At 50.1% G+C, this 22867-nt stretch carries 18 protein-coding genes and 2 pseudogenes; 8 read left to right on the top strand and 12 right to left on the bottom strand.

All coding sequences use genetic code 11. From position 1 onward, the window contains the following. Positions 1–24: 24 nt before the first annotated feature. The 3 genes from RVM24_RS19225 to RVM24_RS19215 all read right to left on the bottom strand — a co-directional run bounded on the left by RVM24_RS19225 (position 25) and on the right by RVM24_RS19215 (position 2492). A complete protein-coding gene (locus RVM24_RS19225) occupies positions 25–510 on the bottom strand; it encodes a hypothetical protein (protein WP_222197988.1) in 486 nt (161 codons plus the stop codon). Positions 511–640: 130 nt separating this feature from the next. Beyond that, positions 641–913 (bottom strand): hypothetical protein, encoded by a 273-nt coding sequence (locus tag RVM24_RS19220; RefSeq protein ID WP_431474605.1) that lies wholly within the window; start codon positions 911–913, stop codon positions 641–643. Between the two features lie 349 nt (positions 914–1262). Further along, on the bottom strand, positions 1263–2492 hold the full coding sequence (locus RVM24_RS19215; RefSeq protein ID WP_036220386.1) for an ISL3 family transposase: 1230 nt from the start codon (positions 2490–2492) through the stop codon (positions 1263–1265). A gap of 129 nt (positions 2493–2621) precedes the next feature. On the opposite strand from RVM24_RS19215, the gene RVM24_RS19210 reads away from it, so the two are divergent. Next, positions 2622–3590 (top strand): integron integrase, encoded by a 969-nt coding sequence (locus RVM24_RS19210; protein WP_431474604.1) that lies wholly within the window; start codon positions 2622–2624, stop codon positions 3588–3590. A gap of 138 nt (positions 3591–3728) precedes the next feature. Here RVM24_RS19210 and merA read toward each other — a convergent pair. The 4 genes and pseudogenes from merA to merT form a co-directional block, all read right to left on the bottom strand. After that, positions 3729–5080 (bottom strand): annotated as a pseudogene (gene merA, locus RVM24_RS19205) (mercury(II) reductase). A 165-nt stretch (positions 5081–5245) separates the two neighbouring features. Continuing rightward, positions 5246–5383, bottom strand: a pseudogene (gene merF / locus RVM24_RS19200) (mercury resistance system transport protein MerF); the annotation flags it as partial. Then, complete coding sequence (merP, locus tag RVM24_RS19195; protein WP_011783481.1) at positions 5380–5682, bottom strand: mercury resistance system periplasmic binding protein MerP; 303 nt, start codon at positions 5680–5682, stop codon at positions 5380–5382. The pseudogene merF and the gene merP, both read right to left, overlap by 4 nt. A 15-nt stretch (positions 5683–5697) precedes the next feature. Further along, on the bottom strand, positions 5698–5949 hold the full coding sequence (gene merT, locus RVM24_RS19190) for a mercuric ion transporter MerT (RefSeq protein WP_431475420.1): 252 nt from the start codon (positions 5947–5949) through the stop codon (positions 5698–5700). Positions 5950–6126: 177 nt separating this feature from the next. Between merT and merR the strand changes: the two genes are divergently transcribed. After that, the gene (merR, locus tag RVM24_RS19185; protein ID WP_431474603.1) at positions 6127–6567 is read left to right on the top strand and encodes an Hg(II)-responsive transcriptional regulator; all 441 of its coding nucleotides are present in this window, start codon (positions 6127–6129) and stop codon (positions 6565–6567) included. 169 nt (positions 6568–6736) lie between these two features. On the opposite strand, the gene RVM24_RS19180 is transcribed toward merR, so the two are convergent. Then, positions 6737–7387, bottom strand: coding sequence for a hypothetical protein (locus RVM24_RS19180; RefSeq protein WP_431474602.1), 651 nt, complete (start codon positions 7385–7387; stop codon positions 6737–6739). Between the two features lie 825 nt (positions 7388–8212). On the opposite strand from RVM24_RS19180, the gene RVM24_RS19175 reads away from it, so the two are divergent. From RVM24_RS19175 to RVM24_RS19150, 6 genes are all read left to right on the top strand, one after another. Beyond that, complete coding sequence (locus tag RVM24_RS19175; RefSeq protein WP_197492689.1) at positions 8213–9223, top strand: tyrosine-type recombinase/integrase; 1011 nt, start codon at positions 8213–8215, stop codon at positions 9221–9223. Positions 9224–10356: 1133 nt separating this feature from the next. Further along, positions 10357–11400, top strand: coding sequence for a hypothetical protein (locus RVM24_RS19170; protein ID WP_431474601.1), 1044 nt, complete (start codon positions 10357–10359; stop codon positions 11398–11400). Further along, positions 11397–13388: a site-specific integrase gene (locus tag RVM24_RS19165; RefSeq protein WP_431474600.1), complete on the top strand. Its 1992-nt coding sequence runs from the start codon at positions 11397–11399 to the stop codon at positions 13386–13388. Before RVM24_RS19170 ends, RVM24_RS19165 begins: the two co-directional genes overlap by 4 nt. Then, on the top strand, positions 13388–14011 hold the full coding sequence (locus tag RVM24_RS19160) for a hypothetical protein (protein ID WP_058091436.1): 624 nt from the start codon (positions 13388–13390) through the stop codon (positions 14009–14011). Before RVM24_RS19165 ends, RVM24_RS19160 begins: the two co-directional genes overlap by 1 nt. A 2-nt stretch (positions 14012–14013) precedes the next feature. Beyond that, complete coding sequence (locus tag RVM24_RS19155) at positions 14014–14448, top strand: VPA1267 family protein (protein WP_431474599.1); 435 nt, start codon at positions 14014–14016, stop codon at positions 14446–14448. Then, on the top strand, positions 14445–16625 hold the full coding sequence (locus RVM24_RS19150; protein WP_058091438.1) for an ATP-dependent DNA helicase: 2181 nt from the start codon (positions 14445–14447) through the stop codon (positions 16623–16625). Before RVM24_RS19155 ends, RVM24_RS19150 begins: the two co-directional genes overlap by 4 nt. A gap of 478 nt (positions 16626–17103) precedes the next feature. On the opposite strand, the gene RVM24_RS19145 is transcribed toward RVM24_RS19150, so the two are convergent. From RVM24_RS19145 to RVM24_RS19130, 4 genes are all read right to left on the bottom strand, one after another. Further along, positions 17104–17880: a LuxR C-terminal-related transcriptional regulator gene (locus RVM24_RS19145; RefSeq protein WP_052479352.1), complete on the bottom strand. Its 777-nt coding sequence runs from the start codon at positions 17878–17880 to the stop codon at positions 17104–17106. A 254-nt stretch (positions 17881–18134) separates the two neighbouring features. Continuing rightward, positions 18135–19649 (bottom strand): aldehyde dehydrogenase family protein, encoded by a 1515-nt coding sequence (locus tag RVM24_RS19140; protein ID WP_431474598.1) that lies wholly within the window; start codon positions 19647–19649, stop codon positions 18135–18137. A gap of 14 nt (positions 19650–19663) precedes the next feature. Next, positions 19664–21775: a PQQ-dependent dehydrogenase, methanol/ethanol family gene (locus RVM24_RS19135; protein WP_431474597.1), complete on the bottom strand. Its 2112-nt coding sequence runs from the start codon at positions 21773–21775 to the stop codon at positions 19664–19666. Between the two features lie 39 nt (positions 21776–21814). After that, positions 21815–22738: a transporter gene (locus RVM24_RS19130; protein WP_431474596.1), complete on the bottom strand. Its 924-nt coding sequence runs from the start codon at positions 22736–22738 to the stop codon at positions 21815–21817. Positions 22739–22867 lie beyond the last annotated feature (129 nt).

Below are 22867 nucleotides of genomic sequence, written 5' to 3'. Positions count from 1 at the left end.
GTTGGCGTCCCGTTGACCACCTTGTTAGCACCAGCCAGCGGCATGACGATGCTCGCTGGCGAACTGAATAGTTCGCAACAGCGGAAACTGCTCTGGGATCGCCGCCTTGGCAATCTTCTTGTTTCCGATCCCGGCAACAATCTCTGCAAATAGCTCAGATGTTGTCATTACTCGACCACCTGCGAGTGTCTTTACGTTCGCATTGCTGGCAAACCCAAGGAGTGCGATTTGCTCAATCTCTTTGGGTAAGCTAATGCCGTCGAACAGCGCTGGGATATGTTGCCGCCCGGCTTCAAACTTTTTGCCGTACCGCTGCTCACGCTTTGCCCATGAGTGCGCGTCCATAGATGGCTCGATGTGAACCAGGTGTTGTTGCCCAGGATGAAAAGCCACCACATCAAGCTCGCACTCGTAGCCACCATTCGCACGAGGCCCAACCTGAATATTCCGGCGGACGAAATATCCTCTGTATTCATACCACTCAGCAACGAGCTGTTCGAGATGATTCATAAAGTGCTAACGCCCTTGTTTAGCGGCGCCCATGTAGCGCAGCGAAATGGGCGTCCGGTGTAGGGCCGCGAGGCCCGAAACGTACTACAACTATTTGTTAAAGGCTTTTGCAGTAAGCGCTCGGTAGCCACTACAACACCGACGATATTGTCTGAAAGACGCTCACAACTGTCAGGAACCCGCCAATGACGATCACTCGTCTTTGAGAGAGATCGATGCCCTGAATCAGAACAAAGGTTCCGACCAAGCCGCTGAAAAAGCCTCCGCTAAACTGGGCACCACCAACCGCATAAACAAACACCAAGTAAACCACTGCCAGCAAATACAGCAATACTCGTAACGGCTTAAACTCAAAACGCTTGTAGTAGGCTTGGTCTTCTGGAGAAAGATCTTCCTTGTTCACCGGGAACTCCCTTTAGCCTTTAACAGCTTATTAGTTTGCATTCTTATTAAACCGCAACACCATCACCCAGTCCAATACTGCTTCGCAACCTGAATAACCTCGATTTTTCAGATCATTACCCCTCCATCTCAGGGGGCTTTTGAGCTTTTGGTTCTGTGAAAAGTGTGCACGCGGGATATTTATGCACGTTTTTGCACGTTAAATCCAGTGGGTCGAATTTTTCCCATGCTGAAACAGATACCTACAGAGATGCATTGTGAAAAGTGAGCAGGGCCGTGCAAATTAAGCCGCAAGAATTTTGGCGTTTTTGGGTGCTTTTTATTATAACTGTACGTACATGGCTCTTCACTTATCCGTGTGGGTTGGGTGCCATAGGCAGCCCGCCATAATGGAACAAGATTGCCCGTTTGAATCTCTCCTTGCTCCGGAATCCCCGGGACCGGACCTTTAAAGCTCGAACCTGTCCGTTGATTGCCTCCGCTAGACCATTGGAAGCCCGGAAACGCATGGCATTGAGGATGCCAAACAGCTTGGTTTCGATTTGATTGGCCGTTGAGGTCAAGGCTCGAACCTCCGTGAGTCGAGCCATATGAATCCATTCCTGCCAGGCCGCGCGAGCGCCTTTGACGCGATAGCCCTGCCAGATGTCCCGTGCCTTCTCCTTGAGGTACCACACCAGGCCGGTGTCTTTGAGAGCATCCGACAAGGCCCGGATTTGCTGAATCTGCTGCCCCTCAAGGCTCTTGCGATGGCGTAACCAGGTGTATCGGCTTCGGTGGATCTCCTGACGCATCGAGTGATCCGCCCGCGCCATGTCAGCCTTGCGAGTGGCATCCAGCGTCCGGGTCAGCATCTGTGCAACATGGAAGTGATCGAAGGCGATCTTCCGATGGGCTTTGTCGATATGGGCAAACGTCGCTTTCTGATACGCCGGGCTCATATCCATGGATATCGAAATGATCGATTGCTTGCGCGGCTTCTCCAGGCTGTCGTAAAAGCGACCGAGGCTGTCTGAGGACCTGCCGTCTTCCACCGCCAGAACCTGACCCTGGGCATTGGAAACGATCGTCACGTAATCGTGCCCCTTACGAAATGCGGTCTCGTCGACAGCCAGCCGTGTTGTATCGCGGTCGGGCGCATTGGCCAAGCCCCGACGTACAGCCCGTTCCATGATGTTGTCGATAGCAGTCCAACTCAGGCGCAGCTGTTTGCTGACCGCAGAGATCGAGGCTGCCCTGAGCCAGCTAATAACAAAGGCTTCAAATAGCAGCGTGTACCGGCTGTTCTGCTCAGCCCAAGGTACGCTGACCGTCAGGCAGCCATGTTCCGGACATTGCACACGGGGGACTTGGGCAACCACCTGGGTTCGGAACTGACAGGTGTCGAGGTGACGCCAACGACGTTCCCGGGAGTCGTAACCCGGGCAGGCACGGCCACACCGGGGGCAGACAAGCGCTGTGCCTTTATCTATGTTGACCTGGACTACGACTTCGCTCTGACTTTTATCAAGCTCAACGTCTGAGACAAACCAAGGTGCTGAGAGCCCAAGAATCTGTTCGTAGAGGGTGCATTGATCCAATGTCGGCCACCATCCATCGGGTTAATCGGATGGGCTAACATTGACCAAAAACGGCAGGGAAATAAAGGGTTACCCACTAAAAGAAGTGAAGACCCACGTACATACAGCATTCAGCCACGGAGGGCGAGCGTGTCGAAATCACCGTTTCTACAATCGGTCCGCACAGAAATTAGGACAAAGCAGTACAGCTACCGAACCGAGAAGTCCTATCTTTACTGGGTTCGTCAGTTCATCCTTTTCAATGACAAGAAGCACCCAAAAGTCATGGGTAATCACGAAATTGAGCGTTTCCTGAATCACCTCGCCGTCAATCGGGGAGTCAGTCCGGGCACTCAAAATCAGGCGCTATACGCGATTATTTTTGTCTACAAGCATGTGCTGAAGCGGGAGATTGAAAACCTACAGTACAAGATGACGAAAACGCCTCGACGCATGCCAACCGTTCTGAGTCCCGATGAAGTTGCTTCTATTCTTCAAAACATGGATGCAGAGTATTGGCTCATCACTGCGCTTCTTTATGGATGCGGTTTGAGAATCAACGAAGCTCTTTCACTTCGCGTGAAAGACATCGACCTAAAAAGCCGCAGTTTGCTCGTATTCAACGGTAAGGGACGAAAAGATCGATACACACTGATTCCAGGCAATCTAAGAGAAAACATGGAGCGACAATTCGCCCATGTCAGGGCTGTACATGAGTCCGATCTGGCCGATGGATTCGGGCTTACGTCAGTGCCGGCCTCACTTCACAAGAAGTATGGACCGGCCATGAAGGACTTTGGTTGGCAGTACCTGTTCCCATCCGTAACAAGATGCGTTCATCCCATCGCTGGTTATGTGTGCCGCCACCATCTTCATCATTCATCGTACTCGCGGCGATTGAGGCAGGCCGTTCTGGCCACGGGAATCACCAAGCGTGTGACGGCTCATACCTTTCGGCATGCCTTTGCGACAGAGTTATTGAGATCGGGGAGCGATATCAGGACGGTTCAGGAAATTCTTGGGCATAGCGACATTCGAACGACAGAAATCTACACGCATGTCATTGGCGATCGACGTGCTGGAACCATCAGCCCTTTTGTTCGTTTGCCAAGTTCTTGATGGGGCATTGCTTACCCGTTTAAGGGGCGTAAAGCCTGGAATTGGGGGTGCGGCGAATGTTCGCTTTTGTTTAGGTGCTGGTCGCAAAGCGAACGTTCAAATTTTGGACAGTGCTAGCGTTGACCAGAGCCGGAGCGATTAACCGGCACAGCAGGACAACTGCTTTACATCCTTGGTGAACGTTTGCGCACAGAGCTTGAGTCCTTCAACCATGGTCAGATAAGGGAACAAGTCATCGCCGATTTCCTGAACAGTTAAACCTGCTCGTAACGCCATCACTGCCGTTTGGATAATTTCACCACCTTCCGCTGCGACAACCTGCACCCCGAGCAAACGACCTGACGTGCGCTCTGCCACCATTTTAATAAAGCCTTGGGTGTCAAAATTGACTAGCGCACGCGGCACGTTTGCCAAGTCGAGCAGTCGGGTGTCCACGCTATAACCCCTTGCAACTGCTTCGGCTTCAGTGAGGCCAACGGTGGCAACTTGGGGATCGGTAAACATGACCCCGGGCATGGCACTGAGGTCGAGTTTGGCCTCGCCTCCCGTCATGTTGATGGCGGCTCGGCTGCCTCCGGCAGCGGCGACATAGACAAACTGCGGTTGGTTGGTGCAGTCTCCGGCAGCGTATATTCCGGGGGTCGTGGTTTGCAGATGATCATCCACCTGAATTGCGTCGCGTGAGGTTTCCACGCCAATGCTAGCCAGGTTCAGGGCCTCGGTATTGGGCGTTCGACCGGTCGCCACCAGTAGTTGGTCGGCTCGCAAGGTGCCGGCAGGCGTCTCGACGATAAACTCGTTGTCGCTGTAGTCCACGTTGCTAGGCGTGGTCTGGCGAAGCACCTCAATCCCTTCCCGTTGAAAAGCCGCCTCTATGGCCTCTCCGATCGTAGGATCTTCGCTGGACAACACACGGCTCCGGGCTAAAACGGTAACCTTGCTGCCGAGTCTGGCGAATGCCTGAGCCAATTCCAAGGCAACGAAACCGGCACCAATCACGATCAGCCGTTTGGGAACGGTATCCAGCGCCAAGGCACTGGTTGATGTCAGGTAAGGAGTGTCTGCCAGCCCCGTTATTGGCGGCTCTGCCGGTCTGGCTCCGGTTCCAATAAAGGCGCGATCAAAATGAACCGGTTTTTTACCACCCTCAGCCAGCGTGACTACCAGGCTATTGGTATCGACAAACCGAGCCTCACCGTTCAGGACTGTGATGTCCTTGTGTTCTCGAAGTATCTTTTCGTACTTGGTGTCACGCAGCTCCTCCACTCGTGCCTGCTGTTGCTGAAGCAGTTTTGCTCGGTCTACCTGAGGAGCCTCAGCACTGATGCCCGCGTCAAAGGGCTTTCTTTTCGAAGATGCGCGACATGTGCTGCACGAATCATAATCTTCGATGGCACGCAGCCAACATTTACGCAGGTGCCACCGACAGTCCCACGTTCAATCAGGGTGACGCGGGCACCGCGTTCAGTCGCCTTCAGGGCAGCCGCCATGGCGGCACCACCACTTCCGATTACCGCAATATGCAGTTTGTTGTCATTTTTCACTGGGGAAACTCCTTGGAGCTTTGAATTGCTCTCATAGCTGGCGTCATAGTGCTTTTTCCGCCAGAACGCATAGACCGTAAGGCCGATGAATACCGCCAGTGCCGGAAGAAGCACATAGTCGAGATAGCCCGTCAGGGTGGCCAGTCCCACGGTGGACATCAGAATGACCAGAATCGGTGTGAAGCAGCATAGTGCAACCAGAATAGTCCCTACTATGCCGACCCTGAGCAGGTTCTTCGGATTCTTCATTGCCCCTCCGGAGTCGCCTCTGAGGCCGTAGGAGTGGAGGGGTAACCAGCGTCGCTCGTGGCCTCGGTGAGCGCCTCTATGGAAGTGAGCGCATCGTTAAAGGTGACGACGGCTTCTCGATCAGGGTAGCTCACGGAAACTTGCGACACCCCTTCCACCTTACTTAAGGCCAACTTGACGGTGATCGGACACGCGGCACAGGTCATGTCAGGCACCGAGAGAGTTACTGTTTGAGACGCAGCCCAGGAGGACATGCTGAGCAAAGTGAGGAACATGGCAAGTACAAACTGTTTACGCATGAGCAAGATCTCCTTTTAGTAGAATAGGGGCAAAACGTAGGGGAAAACTAAAGCGACCAGTACCAGAGCCGTAACTACCCAAAAGATCACCTTATAAGTCTTTCGGACTTGAGGGATCGCACACGTTTCACCGGGTGAGCATTGCTCTACAGGGCGATAGATTCGTCGCCAAGCAAAGTACATGGCGACGATGGCCGCGCCAATGAACAGCGGTCGATAGGGCTCCAAAGCTGTCAGGTTGCCGATCCAGGCACCGGAAACGCCCAAAGTGATAAGTACCAATGGCCCGAGACAGCAAGCCGAGGCGAGAATTCCTGCAATCCCCCGACAGCGAGAGAAGCACCTCCGGATTTAGATTTGAGTTTCGACATGACGTTGACACCTGTTGCCCATGGACTCGATAAGATAAGGTTACTTCCGTAGTCAAGTACGGAGTCAAGCATCATGTTGGATAAAGCTAATTCACTGACTATTGGCGGCTTGGCCAAGGCGGCCAATGTAAATGTCGAGACGATCCGCTATTACCAGCGGCGAGGTCTTTTGTCAGAACCCAAACGACCTCCAGGTGGTATTCGACGCTACGGTTTCGCCGATATTGATCGGCTGACATTTGTGAAAACTGCGCAGCAGCTGGGTTTCAGTCTCGACGAGATAAGCGACCTCCTACGGCTAGAAGATGGCACCCACTGTGAAGAAGCCAGTGCGCTCGCCGAGCACAAGCTGAAGGATGTGCGCGAAAAGATCGAAAGGCTGGTAAAAATCGAGGAGGCTCTGAGCGAAATGGTCAGTCAATGCCACGCGCAGCCGGACAGCATCGCGTGCCCGCTCATTGCATCTCTACATGAGGGAGACATTGGAAAAAAGGCCAAAGGGATTAGCTTCTGAACCAATCGACCTCTTGAGGTTCTACCCCGTCACTGCGGACACTACGAAAAGATAGGCAGATTTATCGAACCGAGGTGCGCGAACGTTCGCTTTTGTTTAATGCAGACTCTTTCGTCCTCCTATAGCTAAGTCATCTATGCTATGCATACTCGGACGCTATGGTGAAGCCTCACTCGCCTATGATCGCTCGCACGGCCTCCAGAACGGGCTCAGGATTGAAGCCGCTAATCAGCCAGTCGCGAGGGCTCAAACGCCCGTTACCGGCATCTAAATCGACGTGAGGTATGATCATAGTCCAGGTCAACACAAGCGTCGGCATCTCTGTACGGACCACTGCCAAGAGGTCCCGCAAATGCGGAATGGTCCCCGTCTCGGTGAATTGCCAGGCTGGAAACGTTAAACCTATTGCGGGTAATTCGATCGCGGACAGTTGCGGTGGGACGTGATGGGCTTGGTTCACCACCACTTCTTCTGACAGATGAAGCCGCGAGGCTACAGTCGCGGTGTCCTGGGCGTTCTGGAGGAGCTCCCGGCACGCTTGGATGAGGGCTTCGAGATTCGCCCTTTGACGCCGACGATGGGCCACCGGCGGATCGTCCAGGCCGCGAGCGCCCGCGCTTCTGAGGATGTCCCGTTCCGTGGCTGAAAGGCCGCTTGGATGAGGGCTCGAGGCCTCCGCGGCGAGGATCTCACGGATCCGCGCCTCCGCGATGCCCCGCTGAGACATCAGGGCAACCTCACCGGCACTGAGATCCAGACCGCGGTTTCCGGCGGGCATCACTTTTCCCCAGTGTTTGTTTCGCCCACCGTTCCAGATCATCGGCGTAGCAGTAACCCAGACCGCCGATGGCAAGCATGGTTAGCACGAACGCGGAATATCCCAAAAAGCCTGCCCAGAGATTCATAACCGGCCCTCTTAATTGCGTTGGTGTCGTGATCCATGCCTATCTTACGACGCTTTGGCAAAATTCTCACTTCGCCCAGTGTGCCGGATTGGTTGAGGGGGTGCGTGTCCGTGGAATACGGATGGCCATGGACTGAGAAAGCGTTCAGAATCTCGTGCTTTGCGGCGTTTAACAACCTATCACGTACCTGAGCTTAAGGATCTATGAAACACGTTGTTGTCTGTTTTCATCTTACGGTCTTCGTCGCTTTCTTGTTTGCCAGCGGCACGGCCACCGCTGGCATCGTAAAGCAATCGACAAGCGGTTTGTGTCACCCACCGGAAAGCGGTTGGTATGACCGCACTCAGAACTACACGCCCTTCGACACTGTCGAGGCGTGCCTAGCGGCGGGGGGGCGGCTGCCCAAGGGAATATCGACAGCGTCTCTGGGTGCGCCCCAAAAGCCTACAAGCGCGTCCTCAGAGTCTCTGAGCGACTATCGGCGGTCGGCGTTTGGTCACGGTTGGGACGATGCGGATGGCGACTGTCGGGATTATCACTGTGCGCGAGCATGAGATTATTTGTTGACAGCAAGCCAGCTCTTTTGTATTGTCATCAAAAAGCACTATGTGATAATTATGATAACTGTTCAAAAAGTTACTGGCATTGAACTAACGCCCTCCTTACACATCTCCAGCTATTTTTTTTGGCATCGAAAAAAACCTCTGTTGGCTCCCACACTTTTCGCCTTAAGTGAATCTATGCGCGGCGCATCAGAGAACACAGTTAGAAGCTACAAAGACCGATTAAGGACTTTTTTCACAGCATTGGAGGATTGGAAAGGAGTGGACCAATGGAACGCTCTTACTGATCGAGATATCTCTGCTTATGTCCATAGTTACCTCATTCAAGAGAAAGGATTAAAACGAAAATCAGTCGAAAATCACACTGCAGCACTTAACCGGTTCTACCGGTTTTCAAGATCCATCGGGCTGATAGAAAATATTCCAAACTTTGAAATCAACCTGTCAAATTTTGATTTTAAAACATCAACGCTCTCAGCAGATTCGATCGCAAAATTACGGGAGACACACATTTCCGAGGACGATTTTCAAAATACTGTACTACCAGCGTCTCAATTAATTTCAAAATCAACCTTTACCAGGCAAAGGGCAGAACTAGTTCTAATGCTTGGTTATTATGCGGGATTGAGAGCGCGAGAAATTATCGATCCGAGAAATCTCGATACAACTGTCCTGGAAGCCAAATTAAATGCGAGGTCAACACTCAACGCCGCAATCGAAATCGAAATTATAGGAAAGGGCGAAAAGTTGAGAACAGTTCCCTGTCCGCCACGGTTAGTGTCATCTATATCAAAGTTTATAAATGGAGAGAGGGGGAAGCTTCCGCCTGGCCCCTTAATTTGCAAAAAAAATGGATCATGGCTCGGAAGCTCAGACCAATTACCTAGCGATGTATTCGCGTTTTGCCGAAGCAAAATCCTCAGCACTGAAGGAAGGTCAGACATTGCCTGGGGCAGAAGTAGATTCCATACACTCCGAAAATGCTACGCCACGAATTTAGTGAGTTGGAGTTACGAAAATGGCTTCGACCCTTGGGTAATCGTTCCCGAATATATGGGTCACACCGACAAGCAAACCACGTTCATATATGTCTTTTTTGACGCAGTTATGAATCAAAGAAATAATATATTAAAGAAACTTGCGGGAAACGATAGAAAGTTACCACCTTTTAATAATCAATATAAATAGCGGGCGGGCCAAACTTGTTAAATCTCACTGAAAGTACCTCAAGCATTATAGTTGAGATATCCAGAGGCCTGTACTCAACCAATGTAGATGGAATTAATAGAACTTTTGAAATAAAACCGGAGCTGATCGGCTACATTGTTATCAGAGCGTGCCTCAAATATTTGTGTTCTGCGAAATTTGCAAATTTACGGCCTTCGACAAGAAGAAGCGAGTTTTTGAAGATTAGGAATTTTTTTGATTATTTAGGAACCCTAGATTATCCTGTTGCTCTAAGCGCAAAAACACTTTTATACCCGAACTACTTCAATTACCTAAAAAACAAAAAAACGGCGACTACGAATTCGATTCGTAGCGAAGTAAATATTGTCTCAAAAGCCCTTAAATATTTCTTATCACAATCATCGAATCAAGGCGATATAGGAATAGCTCAAAGATTGATTCCAACCAATCGCGCTCTGAAAAAACCTTCGCCTAAAAGGCCAAAATTGTCAATGAGCGAGATTTTCCCGCATTGTCCATACTCTAATCTTGAGCTCCTCCACTCTTTACGAATAGTCTGTAGCTGGATAATAAATCGAACTGCGCAAGAGCGAAACGAATTATTGGATAACGAAAACGTTGTTGGGGAGCTACGCCATATATTCGATGACCTATGCTTTTCCTCTTATCCCATCATATTGAACAGTTCGTTGAGTTCGAGACAAAGAACCTTAAACTCCTCACAGGAACTTTCAGCACGAAAAATCTATGGAGAGATGCTCAAGACGGCAGCCCAGAGCAAAAATTCAATGCTCGTGAACAGAGCGTTTCGGTCAATAATACCTGCAGGTTTGAAGAATCGAAACTATAGATCGCCTTCTGTTCAACGCATGAGAGAGCTCTTAAACGACTGTATCAAATTCGACACTGGCTTTAGTTTTAATTTGATCAAAAATCACAGTAAATCATTCGGTAATGAGTTCGGAAATTCCCACGGTGGTTTCTCAACGAACTATAGCTTCACAATACGCGATCTGGTCTTACCGACGTATGTCGAGAACCTTTCCCTTGCTTATATTCTAGCGTCGGACCGAGTCCAGACCGCTGCCTTGCAATCTATGAGGGTTGATGACTTTTCCATATCGGAAAGGACATTGGTCTACAGTCATTATAAATTTCGGTCAAATAAGACTATTCCGTTTACATCGCCAGAGTATAAGCGGCAGTCCTACATTTATCAGGCAATTAAATACTTTGTTGAGTTAACGCAACAAAGCGAATCTTATATCGCCAACGCAGAAAGAAATCTCTTCAATCCGCATTGTGGGCAATTCTGGAGATTTGCGCTCGGTCCGTTAACTTCTTATGAGTATTTATTTGGTGATCTTTGCGTCGCGGACTCAATCCCTCGAAACCAATGTGAAATGGATTTACTGGGTGATGAAAAACCATTCTTGTGGTTAATGGAGAATGTTTTATCAAACCATGAGGCTGTAAAGGAACGGATTAAACAAGAAGATTATCGCCGAAACTACGGCACTGTAAAAAAGCGGATAAAAAATGTCATCAAAACAACTTTAAGCGTCGATAATATTGGGCGAAGCCGTGTTTTACTTGATCAGTCGACCTTTGACGACGCGGAACTAGACGACCCTGAGGTTGCCGCTGCACTTACAAAACATACTCAGAAAACAAAACGAGAAGTATATCTTGCTCGGTCAAGAGAACCTGAACATATTATAAAGCAATCCCATTTTCCCAGGCAGGTTGGCGAGAAAATGATGGAGGATGCGTCAAAGTTGTCATTTATGCTTGAGAACACTGAAGTTGTCGATCTGGAAAAAGCATCGTCACTACTGGGTTTAAAGGCGCCCGCTGCAAGCTTGGAAGAAATTTCTCAGAAGATGATCGATGATCTAGAATTTGGCTTGTTTGGAGAGCTAACCTTTTCTGACAAGACTGTTATTATTAAAAGTGAGGTAACCAGCGCTCTCATACAGGCATATGTGAAGAAGCTTGATTCAGTCCTGAGTTCGGTTTTTGAAAAAAATACGAAAACTTTCCAGAGCCTTATGACAAAGAAAATCTACCTTTTGGAAATTCTCGACCAGTTTCCGGCACATCTTAAAAAGGCAGGTTCAGAACTTCAAGCAAGGCTGAATTTTGAGTTTCCAGAATTGTTCGAGGCACACTCATGAGCACCGTCTCTTCAAAAGCATCAGGTTCGCAAGAACAGAAAGATCTCGAAACGCCGCGTTTCAATCGTCTGGGCGATGAGAAATGGTATATCACTGATGAAACGTCATCCGATATCTTGGTGTTAAATTGGGCATCTTATGAAGGCTCGTATGTAAAGAAACTGTGGGCAAAGGAAATGGTTGTTTTCTATTCGGGTGGTTACGTATCGGAGGACGGAAAGCTTGTCGCCCGTAAAAGTACGATAAAGGGCTTTGTCGTTGATCTCCGAAAAATTCTATTATTTTCTAGTCAACGTAATATAACGCTTGAGTTTCATCGATGGGACAGGGAGCTGATCACAGAGATGTTTCGGGCTAATCTTCTTGGGGAATTGTTTTTGTCTGCGCAGGATAAACCAGACGGTTTGGCTTCTCGTGGAAGCACAAATGGTTTGTTCACTGTTATAAATGTTAGTAATCACGCTTTTTCAGAGGGTGCAATTTCTGATGGTTTCGCGATCTGCTTTCATAACCGGAGAAATTCGGCGAATGCTATGTTTGGCGACCTTCTTAAAAAGCATGGCGTCCACATAGATGCATATTTTAAGGGAGGGAGTTTCGGTGAGGTTGCTACTGAAGTTGCGATGCTTCTTCTAGCAGAAGCAATTGCGGTGCTTCGATCTGACCAGACGCGGGCGGCAGTCGCCCTCTGTAAAGTGCAGAGATCGCCTGATCAAATTCGGCATGATTTAGTCTATGGAAGGGAATCAGGCAATCGGGTCAGTCTGAATAAATACATGAAACAAGGTAGAATCTTTCCGGAGTTTAGAAATCATGGTCATAGAAGGAATGCCAGAGAAAAAATTCTGAGACTTGATGCTTTATTCACGGAAGTAATTGGGCGAGAACTGTCTTCGCTATTTTGGAACTCACACGGCGAGTTCGTTAATTATTGTGCAGAGGTATATGAGGCTTGCGCGGTTATATTTCTCTGTCTTACGGGCATTCGTGTTTCTGAGCTTTGCACAATAAAGGTAAGCGATTACGAGAAGAGAAACAGTGGTGAGTGGATTTTCAAAAGCCAAGTAGATAAAACCCACGCTGGAGGAAGCGAGATTAGAGTCATGCACGGCTTGGTCGCAGAAGCAGCCGATGTGCTTGAGGCGCTGAGCTACTCGGACAAACGGACAGACAATGTTGGTTTATTTAGCCGGAATTTATGTCAAAACATGGTGGACAGGGGTGAAGAAGGAGAGTACTTCCACCCAAAAAAGGATACAGTTTCGTCCTATGTAAAAAGGTTTTACGCCCGTTTTATTGATAAACACGGAGATGCTGTTACAACGAAAAATTCTTCAATCAGTCCCCATCAGTTCAGACACAGTTTTGCTGCGTTCGCCTTACGACGATTTGATGGAAACGTTCTGGAGGCTATTCGGCAACACTTTCTACACGGTGAAGGCAGTGGCTATACAAAGAAGTACACTGACGGCAAACTCACCCCAAGCGTAATGAACCAGCTAGAGCGAGATTACATTAATGAGCTGGTTGCCAGAATTGCGACGTCTGAAGACCAATACGAATTCGTTGGCGGCGTCGCACTCTACATAAGGAAGCGGGTCACTGAAATTATTGGCGATAGTCATGTATTCCTTCCAGTTGGCGAGTTTGAGGAAGCAGTCGATGAAATTGCCAGGGATTTTGACATCATCAATGCTCATGAATATGGCTATTGCATGTTCAGTTCGAAGAGAAAAAGTCAAGCTCTTTGTAGGGACCCAAGAACTAATCTTCCCGATCCACACCGATTTTCGGGTTTTTCTGTTTGTTCAGGCTGTCCGATGAACCTGGTACTTCAACCCCATGCCGAAGCTATTAAAAGGTTGGGTGTCGCCCATCAAAATTTCATTCAAAAACATCCTCTCAAAATCCGGAGCAAGGCTGTCGATGCGAGCAAAAAAGCTATCAAAAATGCAGAGCGGATTCTCCGTGAATTAGGAGAGATATAATGAGCACTTTTGATTTGGAGAACTTCGTATCCCCGTTAGTTAACGATGCACCTTCATGGGTAGCAGAAGGAAACAGTCTAACTAAAGCGCTCTACTCAAAAGTGGTGGAAGAAGTCAAAGAACTTGAGGGCTTGATTGACCAGGGCGATGAATTGAGTTTGCGAGAGCGCACAGTAATCGCTTCGAGAATCGCTCTCTCATTGAACATCGATAAGAGCAATATTAGGTCTTCGCGAAGACCGGAACTCATTGATTTTATCGAGCGAGAAAATGAAAAATTAATCAATCGTTATGAGGCTTTAAAGCTTAAGGCGCGTCGTGGACGTCATAAAACAAAGTCAGAGACAGAGACAGAGAATTTGGTGCTGCAAAGGCAGCTCCACGAAATGGAAAACCTGAAAATGAAGGAATTTCTGGAAGCGGCTATTGAGCGAGATTTGCTTTCGACGCAACGCAACCTGAAAGAGAAAAACGAAGCTCTGGAGTCTGAGTTGAGCGCATGCCGCAGACGGAATGCCGGTTTGTCCGAATCTAACCGTGAGCTTATTAAAGAGCTTGCGCAACTGGCGGAAGAGAGAGATCAGTTAAGACGACTGGTTGCCCAGACGAAAGGTGGGAGTTGACCATGGCAAACGGACAGCAGAAAGCGCGGGAAAACCTTGTTGCCTTTCAGCGTTGGGCCGTTACGCAAACCGATGATGATTTCAAGCAGATCGTCTCTCGCGGCCAGCTAAACCGTGGCGAAGTTGCCAACGCTATCGGTATCGGAAAGAGCGCCTTGCGCCAGAATCCGGCGATAAAAACGGCCTTGGAGCATCTCGAAACGGACCTCCGTGAAAGAGGCGTATTACCGCCACTGCTAGAATCCGCACAGCAACAACGGTCTGCGCCAAAGCCTTACGATGCCAGCGCCAATCAGCGGTCACTGCAGTCAAAACGACTCTCCGTTCTGGAGCAGGAAAACATTGAGCTGAAAGCCCGCGTAGCAACGCTGGAAGCCAAACTCAAGCGCTATGGCGAGTTATCTGAGGTGCTGACGGAATTTGGTGTCGCCCCATGAATGAAGACTATTTCCGCGTAACCAGTTGTCAGCATGAAGGCGCAAAATACACGATCTTTTCTGGTGTCCCGCTGAAAGCCAACAGCTACCGCATCAACAGCGGGAAATACATCATCTCCATCCGGTGCGAAAACCAGTCTCTGCCCATCAAACCATCTGTAGGCCAGCAATGGCGCGTGCGTGGTGAGCGGGTATTGGAGGCGGTTCAGGCAGGCGACTTTGAACTACAGCAGCATGTCTATAACGCGCCGGTTGAAATGGAATGCACGTTGCCAGAATCCGGTGAGGCACTGATCCGCTTTATTGCGTCAGACAGAGATTTCACCGGCATTGGTGAGGCGAAAGCACGGGCGCTCTGGGACGCCTTCGGCAGCCAACTACACCAGATGCTGCGATACGACACAGCGGATCACAGGGAGCTTCTGAAGGGCATTCTGAGTGATGTATCGGTAGACGCCCTATACAACGGCTACGCCAAATACCGAAACCTCGCACACGCTAATTGGCTGGCCTCGCTCGGAATCCCGTTGCGTATCCAGCAACGCATTCTGAAATACCACGATGAACGCACTGTCGATGTCCTCAAGAGCAATCCCTATGCACTTCTTGGATTTGGGATGGCGTTTACGGACATTGATACCATCTCAGAGCGATTAGGCTTTGCGAAATCTGCGCCCCAGCGCCTTGCCGGGGCACTGGAGACGGCAATCCGCAAACAGGTTGAAAAGGGGCATACTTACGCCACCCACAAAGCCCTCAAGCCTTTGGTTAACGAGCTTTTACAGGACGCCGAACTGACAACGGCCGCTTTCGAAAACGGGCATCAGAGCGGCCAATTTATCCTCCGACCCGATAACGGCACCTACCATCCTACCGCTCAAATCATGATGGAGTCGGTCGTTGCCAAACGCCTGAAATCCATGGCCAGCATGACTGACTCAGATGAGGAGGTATTCAAAGCCTTAACCGATGCGGTTCTGGATCTGCCTTATGACCTCACGGAACAACAGGTGCAGGCCGTTGAATCCAGTCTGACCAACTCTGTGTCCTGCATTATCGGTGGTGCCGGAACGGGCAAAACGACGGTGCTGAGGACAGTTCTCAGGGCGTACAACTCACTGGGATATGAAGTTCATGCGGTTGCCTTGTCTGGCAGAGCGGCAATGCGGCTGCACGAGAGCATTGGCTTCTTCACCATGACCATTGCCCGGTTGCTTCGAGAGGAGCCGATAGAGCCCACGCTGGATCGCCCAAAGCATGTCCTCGTCATCGATGAGGCGAGCATGATTGACCTTCCAACCATGTACCGACTCATCACGCATCTTGATCCATCGGTTCGGATCATTCTCACTGGCGACCCCAATCAGCTCCCGCCAATCGGTTGCGGCAAAGTGTTGTCGGACATCGTTGAGTCAGGTGCGGTGGCGACTCAGGCACTTCGTATTGTGAAGCGTCAGGAAGGTGCGACAGGAATACCTGAATACTCAGCCACCATCAATCGTGGCGAGGTCCCTCGCTCGTTGTCTTGTGGAGCGATTACGTTCCATGAGGCGAGTTCAGAACAGATTGTTGATCGGTGCAAGGCGCTCTATGCAGATTCTCCTCAGCCCACTCAAATCGTCGGGGCAACCAAGGCTTTAGTCAGAGAGCTGAATCAGGAGTGTCAGCGGCTGATTAACCCAGATGGTGAGCGTCTGCAATTTACCCTCTATGGCGAGGATTTCTACCTGGATCTCCGATTGGGTGACCCTATCCTGTTCACCAAAAATAATTACAACCTCGGTATTCAGAACGGCTCGTTGGGCGTCTTGACCTCGACAGAACGTGGCTATCAGGACGATCAGGACACCTATGGCGTGGTGACGCTGGATACAGGTGAGCAAATTCCGATCACGGAGGAAATCTTCGATTGTATGGAACTGGGCTATGCCATTACGCTGCACAAGGCCCAAGGTAGCCAGTTCCCAAGAATCGTAGTCGCAATCCAGAAGGGGCGGATCTCAGATCGAGCTTGGCTCTATACAGCGGTGACTCGTGCAGAAGCCGAGGTTCATATCGTGGGGAACAGCAGCGATTTTGCTTCAATGGCGAAGTCAGTGAGTAATGCCAACAGGCGAGCGAGTTACTTGAAAGATTTGTTGCTCGAAGGGAAGAGGGATTCGGGGGTTAGCCATTGACGGCACGCCCCCTCATCGCCGGTCGCGGCCATCGGGACCTCTCCCTGTACCGCAATCCGATCATAGCGGAACTGATAGCGACACCATAGTTTGGCCGCCCACTGTCACGTTAAGTTGGTCGCTCTGTTCTCAAAGCGGTCCTTTTTTACGGTGCCGCGACTGACCGTTTCACCACAGAATCAAGCCAGAGTAAAAGATCCTCTCCTAAACAAAAGCGAACATTCAGAAACGACCGAATTTGACCCAAAACGGCCCTTTTCTTCGGCGCTTCATGATCTGATTGCCTCCCCCCCTCCGGAGTCACCGAAAGTCCCTCTGACATTGGAGTTTTTGGCAAAACACAATCGTGTGGAGAACTCTAATTCGCGGCGCAATTAAAACAGGGATGCTTACATCGTCACCCACCGGCTGATTTGAGTTTTCAGTCAGTTTTCGACTCTGGCTTCGTTTTAGGTCTGCGCTGAATCGAAACAACTGGCTATTTACGCATTTGAGAAACTAGGTCGAGGCAACTCGCTGCAAGGATAGCCTGCGCGCGATTTTGAACATTCAGTTTACGTAGGACAGCCGAAACATGAGCCTTAACAGTGGTTTCCGCCAAGTGCAAGTTGTACGCGATCTGTTTGTTAGACTCTCCGCGTGTCATTCTCTCTAAAACTATCAGCTGTCGCTTCGTTAAAGATTGAAACTGGCTCGGATCAACCTCTGCTTCTGAGCCGGCCATGACAGCACCACGGCCGTTACCATTTTCGAATTCGTCAGAGCCTGCACAAACGCAAATCTTGCCATCCAAAACCTGTCGAATAGCGTCGACAATTTCATCTCTTGATGCAGTTTTTGCTATGACCCCCATGGCCCCCTGACCGATCGCCTGAGACGTGACATATCTGTTTACTCTAGCCGACATGACTATGGTGGGGAGCGAAGGCGCGATCTCATTTAAACGACCAAGCCCACCAAGCCCTCTCATATCAGGCATGTCGAGATCGAAGAAGATGAGATCAAGGCTGCCATGCTCACTCACGATTTCCATGGCGTCTTCCAAGCTGAATGCCTCGAAGACATGTTTGCAATCATGATTTCTCTGAATAATGCTCCTTAAGGCATCGCGAAAAAGCGGCTGACAATCAGCAATCATAGCCTTGAATAATGACGTTTTGCCGACTTCTTCCTGGCCAATGTCAGGAACCGGGAGGGAGTGCAGCGTGGTTTGGCTCTTTGACAAGCTTCTGAGGTTATTGGCTTCTTCTAGCATTTGTTATTCCTCGCCAAACTGTACATACATTTACTGGTGTGCTGCTCGCACTCCTCGCCGCATGGATACCTGACTATCTCGAGCGGCATCGCGCAAGGAGCCATACAGCAGACCTGCGTCATTCTGTTGATCCCCATATCGATGAAGCTTTGTGGCTCACCTGTGAGGAAGGTGGTATTCGACTCTCGGAAGTTGAATGGTCGACCAATCAAAGCTAAACCCCGGCTTCTCAGGGCCGGGGTTTAGCATTCTTCCTAAAGGGCAATGACAACCGACTTTGTTTCAAGATATGAATCGAGTGACTGCTTACCCATATCACGTCCAACCCCGGAGAGTTTATAGCCCCCGAATGGGATGTTGGCGTCAAGCATGTTGTGCCCGTTTACCCAGACAGTGCCTGCTTTTAATTTCGGGATTAAGCGTTGCACCTCAGAGAGATCGTTTGACCAGATGCTCGCTGCCAGCCCATATCGACTATCGTTGGCCCGGGCTACGACGTCCTCGATATCATCAAACGGGATGACCACCAGAACGGGACCAAAGATCTCGTCCTTGGCTATGACCAGAGAGTCGTCTTCGGTCGCAAATATGGTGGGCTTGACGTAATAACCTTTGCGGTCAGCACGTTCGCCGCCGGTAACCAGGCGTGCACCTTCCTGCCGCCCCGTCTCAATGTAGTGACAAACCCGGTCTAGCTGAACCCGGGACACGAGTGGCCCCATTTGAGCATCTGGATCCAGGCCAGGCCCCAGCGGGATGGCCTCTGCTAACTCGGCGAGCCGATCCAGGACCTTGTCAGAAATGCTCCGGTGAACGTAAAGTCGGGAGCCGGCACTGCAGGCTTGTCCATGGTTGAAAAAGATTGCTGCCGCTGCTCCTTGCGCAGCCTTTTCCGCATCACAGTCAGCCAGAACAATCATTGGAGACTTGCCCCCCAGCTCCAAGGTAACTCGCGCCATATTATCCATCGCAGCACGGCCTATGATCTGACCTACCTCAGTGGATCCGGTAAAACTAATCTTGTTGATGTCAGGATGAGTTATCAGTGCTGACCCGGTGCTCTGGCCCTCGCCAGTAATGATGTTGACAACCCCGTCAGGAAAGTTTGCCTCTTCGATCAGCTCGCCCAGATAGAGGGCAGAGAGCGATGTTTGTTCCGCAGGCTTCAACACAACCGTGCAGCCCGCTGCAAGTGCCGGAGCCAGTTTCAAGCAGGCCATCAGAAATGGAAAGTTCCACGGTATGATCGCGGCAACAACACCGACGGGTTCGCGTCGGGTATAAGCAGAAAAGTCAGAGTCAGCCGGGGCAAAGGGCATGGACACGTCAAGAGTCGAGCCCTCAATTTTTGTTGCCCATCCGGCCATGTAGCGAAAGAATTCCAGTCCCAGGCTTACGTCAACAGCTTCGGCAACAGCAACAGACTTGCCGTTGTCGATCGCGTCCAGCTCAGCAATGATTCTGGCATCTCGCTCGATCAGATCTGCAAGTTTGAGAAGCAGGTTCTGACGGGCGGAGGGTCTCATTCGGCCCCAGTCATCACTATTGAACGCACTTTTTGCGCAGCTAACCGCTTTGTTAACGTCATCAGGATGTGCAAGGGGTATGCTTCCTATAACCGTTTCTTCAGCCGGGTTTTCTACCTCTATGCGTTTGTTTTCCAGAGCATCAACCCATTGGCCGCCTATCAGCATACGGTGATTTTGACGTGCCAGGAACGCCTGGGTTTTATTCTCTAAACCATGTGGATGTTTTGTGAACGTATTCATTAGTTTCCCCCAAATCACTGACTTTTTGGACGGATAGCGTCTGCAGTACCCTGAATAAACGCTTTGATTTTCTCGACATCTGTCTTACTCAGCGTTTCGGTAAAATCGGGCATGCCACTGGAAACGAATGGACCGTGAAACAGGAAGGCGTCCAGGTTTTCAATGACTGATTTCTTTGAATAACCCAGGTTTGGAATATTACCGCCCTTGTCTACGCCGGGAACGCCATGACAGAACACGCAATTACTGACGTAAAGAGCCGTGCCTTCTCCAATGAAGTCGGGATTGTATTCAACGCCCGAAACCAGAGAGTTCAGCTGATACTGGGTGAACTCAGGCATCTCGGCATCACCGTTCAGGACAAATGTATAAACAGTGCCGGCGGTCTTGAGGTCGGAGGCCCTCTGGGATTTTCCAAAAGCACCGCCCCAGCCTGCCGCAATAGAGACATACTGAGTACCGTCCACTTCATAGGTTATGGGCGCTGCAATGACGCCGGTACCCATTGGGGATTCCCAGAGGGGGTCACCCGTCCGAGCGTTGAATGCCATAAAGCGAGCGTCTGCGGTTCCCTGGAATACCAGATCGCCGGCCGTTGTCAGGGTTCCGCCGTTCCAGGGAGAGACGTGTTCGTAACGCCAGGCTTCCTGCTGTGTAACGGGATCCCAGGCTGTAAGTCGCCCGAACGGCTTGCTTGATGGTGGCGCTACGTTAAATTGGAAGGCGGTGTTCCAACCTATGCCACTCATGGGTTGTCCCGGCTCATTGCTTTCTATGCTTTCCCAGGAGGGGTCCTCGACCAGTGTGATCGGGATGTGCTGAGACGGGAAGTAAGCCAGGCCGGTTTGGTGGTTAAAAGACATTGAGTGCCAATTATGTCCACCAAAAGGCCCAGGGATGATATCGAAGGGTTCGTCCATGGATCGTGCTTCAGGAACTTCTATTGGGCGACCATTGCTATCGTATCCCGTGGCCCAATTAACATCGACGTAATTATCGGCCGATATGAATTCACCATTTGTCCGGTCGAGAACAAAAAAGAAGCCGTTTTTGGGAGCTTGCATGATTACTTTGCGACGCTCCCCATCAATCATGAGCTCGCTGAGAATCATGTCCTGCGTTGAAGTATAGTCCCAGTTATCCCCGGGCGTGGCTTGGTAGTGCCACACGTACTCACCAGTGTCGGCATTGAGAGCAACAATTGAGGAGAGATAGAGGTTATCTCCACCTTCCGGGCTCCGCTTCTTGTGTGACCATGGAGAGCCGTTACCTGTGCCGATATATAAGAGATTCAGGTCCGGATCAAAAACGATGGAGTCCCATACGGTGCCACCGCCACCGGCCTCCCAGTATTTTCCACTTGGGTCCCAGGTTTTCGCGGCGCGAGCCATGGCTTCGTTTTCAAACGGTTCGTTCGGATTTCCCGGCACGGTATACCAACGCCATTTCTGTGCGCCGGTTTTCGCGTCGTAAGCTGTGATGTAGCCCCTGACTCCAAATTCGGCCCCACCATTGCCTATGATCACGTTGCCGTTAACAACTCGAGGTGCGCCGGTAATCGTATAGCTCATGTCGTTGTCGGGCAGAGTATTCGTTTCCCAGACTTTTTCGCCGGTTTTTGCATCAATAGCGATCAATCGACCATCGTAGGATGCAACATAGACATTTCCGTAGTGCACTGCCACACCGCGGTTTACAACATCACAACAACCCCTTGAGCCCGCCTCCCCGGGTACTTCAGGGTCGTAGGTCCATAGTTTTTTGCCGGTCTTTGCATCGAGTGCATGTACAATGCTCCAGGAAGCAGTGACGTACATCACGCCATCCACGACAAGCGGAGTGGCCTCGACTCCTCGGGTAGACTCGAGGTTGTAGGACCATGCAAGCCCGAGGTTTTCGACATTATCGGCCGAAATTTGGGCGAGAGGGCTAAAGCGCGTCTCCGCATAATCAAAACCATGGGTTGGCCAGTCCTTGCCGGTTTTGGCGTTTTCAATGATATAGCTTTGATTTACCTGATCAGCCGCAATAACAGTGCTGGCTCCGATTACGAAAAATGGAACTAATGCACTACTTGTTAGTTTTTTTGATAGACGTTTTCTGTAGTGATTATTAGTCAGTTTCATTTTTATATCCTTTCGTTGTTATTACTGTTTTATGGGATTTTAAAACGCTTTTAGAATACGAAAGTTGAGTCGGTGCTGTTCTTTAAATCCATTTTCTACGGACAAATCTCTTCCATAATTTGCGATTAGTTGCAGTCCCGGATTCGCAAACCATGCCGTACCGATAGTCATCTTGGTAGTTGCAAGGTCATTGTCCTGGTTTATATCGTTTACTTGTGTCTCACCGCCGAGGGTATGAGAAATGCCGGTGCGAAGATCCCATTGAGGTGTTACGTTATAACGTAGGAAGCCTTGGAACTGGTACAAGGGATCCTGTTCCAGAGTGGCTTTGGAGGCACCAAGTTCGTCATTCTTGCCGAAAAAAGTGACATCACCAATCAGGTCTAACGAGATTTTAGAGGTAAGACCGGTGATGTAACCCGCCTGCAATGCATATTTCCATCGGTTTTCGCCGAGGTTTAATGTGTCATTCCGATCGTAACTCCCTACAGGAACATACAGAACCGGAGTAATGCCGAAGTAGGTGTTACTTTCGGGCTTGTTTACAAGCCAAACGGTTGCGGCAAGGAACAGGTCGCCAATGCCACTGGTGTCACCGAGGGCAGAGGTATCGTCTTTTCCCTCTACCTTGCCGAATGGAAGGAGGAATTGAGGGTCTACTGTATAACCGCCAATTTCAGTGAAATGCACCCCACGCAGGATTCCTACCTGTGAGTCCAATCCAGCGTTAATGGGGGCCTTGTCTCCATCCGAGTAGAGGGAATCGGCAGTGGCGTATTGATAGTAGACCAATCCAAGATTGGTGCCGGCGGGCAATGCTGTGTAATCCCCGGCATCAACCTCAATAGCTACTGCATTACCAGAAGCCAGCAACATAGTGGCCAGGCCAGCAGAAGCGACGCAGAAATTCCCAATTCTGGAACGGAGTAAACTTTTGTGCTTATAGTTTGATACAGATGACATGATGCAGCCTCTTATTAGTTTTGTTGGTATTGCACTCGAAGTTAAGCAATCAATATGCCAGATCGATTGATCCTTAGGAAATTATTATGAAACAATTACCGGTGTTTTTCAAGACAGTTGGCACTGATT

This window comes from Marinobacter sp. KM021, assembly GCF_050707965.1.
Taxonomy (GTDB): Bacteria; Pseudomonadota; Gammaproteobacteria; order Pseudomonadales; family Oleiphilaceae; genus Marinobacter; species Marinobacter shengliensis.
This window is presented reverse-complemented; position numbering and strand designations above follow the sequence as displayed.

Coding starts and splice junctions, on each gene's coding strand:
- RVM24_RS19180 (WP_431474602.1), bottom strand. CDS start 7,387: ATGATCTGGAACGGTGGGCGAAACAAACACTGGGGAAAAGTGATGCCC.
- merP (WP_011783481.1), bottom strand. CDS start 5,682: ATGCGTAAACAGTTTGTACTTGCCATGTTCCTCACTTTGCTCAGCATG.
- RVM24_RS19225 (WP_222197988.1), bottom strand. CDS start 510: ATGAATCATCTCGAACAGCTCGTTGCTGAGTGGTATGAATACAGAGGA.
- RVM24_RS19145 (WP_052479352.1), bottom strand. CDS start 17,880: ATGCTAGAAGAAGCCAATAACCTCAGAAGCTTGTCAAAGAGCCAAACC.
- RVM24_RS19175 (WP_197492689.1), top strand. CDS start 8,213: ATGCGCGGCGCATCAGAGAACACAGTTAGAAGCTACAAAGACCGATTA.
- merR (WP_431474603.1), top strand. CDS start 6,127: ATGTTGGATAAAGCTAATTCACTGACTATTGGCGGCTTGGCCAAGGCG.
- RVM24_RS19160 (WP_058091436.1), top strand. CDS start 13,388: ATGAGCACTTTTGATTTGGAGAACTTCGTATCCCCGTTAGTTAACGAT.
- RVM24_RS19135 (WP_431474597.1), bottom strand. CDS start 21,775: ATGAAACTGACTAATAATCACTACAGAAAACGTCTATCAAAAAAACTA.
- RVM24_RS19165 (WP_431474600.1), top strand. CDS start 11,397: ATGAGCACCGTCTCTTCAAAAGCATCAGGTTCGCAAGAACAGAAAGAT.
- RVM24_RS19130 (WP_431474596.1), bottom strand. CDS start 22,738: ATGTCATCTGTATCAAACTATAAGCACAAAAGTTTACTCCGTTCCAGA.
- RVM24_RS19140 (WP_431474598.1), bottom strand. CDS start 19,649: ATGAATACGTTCACAAAACATCCACATGGTTTAGAGAATAAAACCCAG.
- RVM24_RS19150 (WP_058091438.1), top strand. CDS start 14,445: ATGAATGAAGACTATTTCCGCGTAACCAGTTGTCAGCATGAAGGCGCA.
- RVM24_RS19155 (WP_431474599.1), top strand. CDS start 14,014: ATGGCAAACGGACAGCAGAAAGCGCGGGAAAACCTTGTTGCCTTTCAG.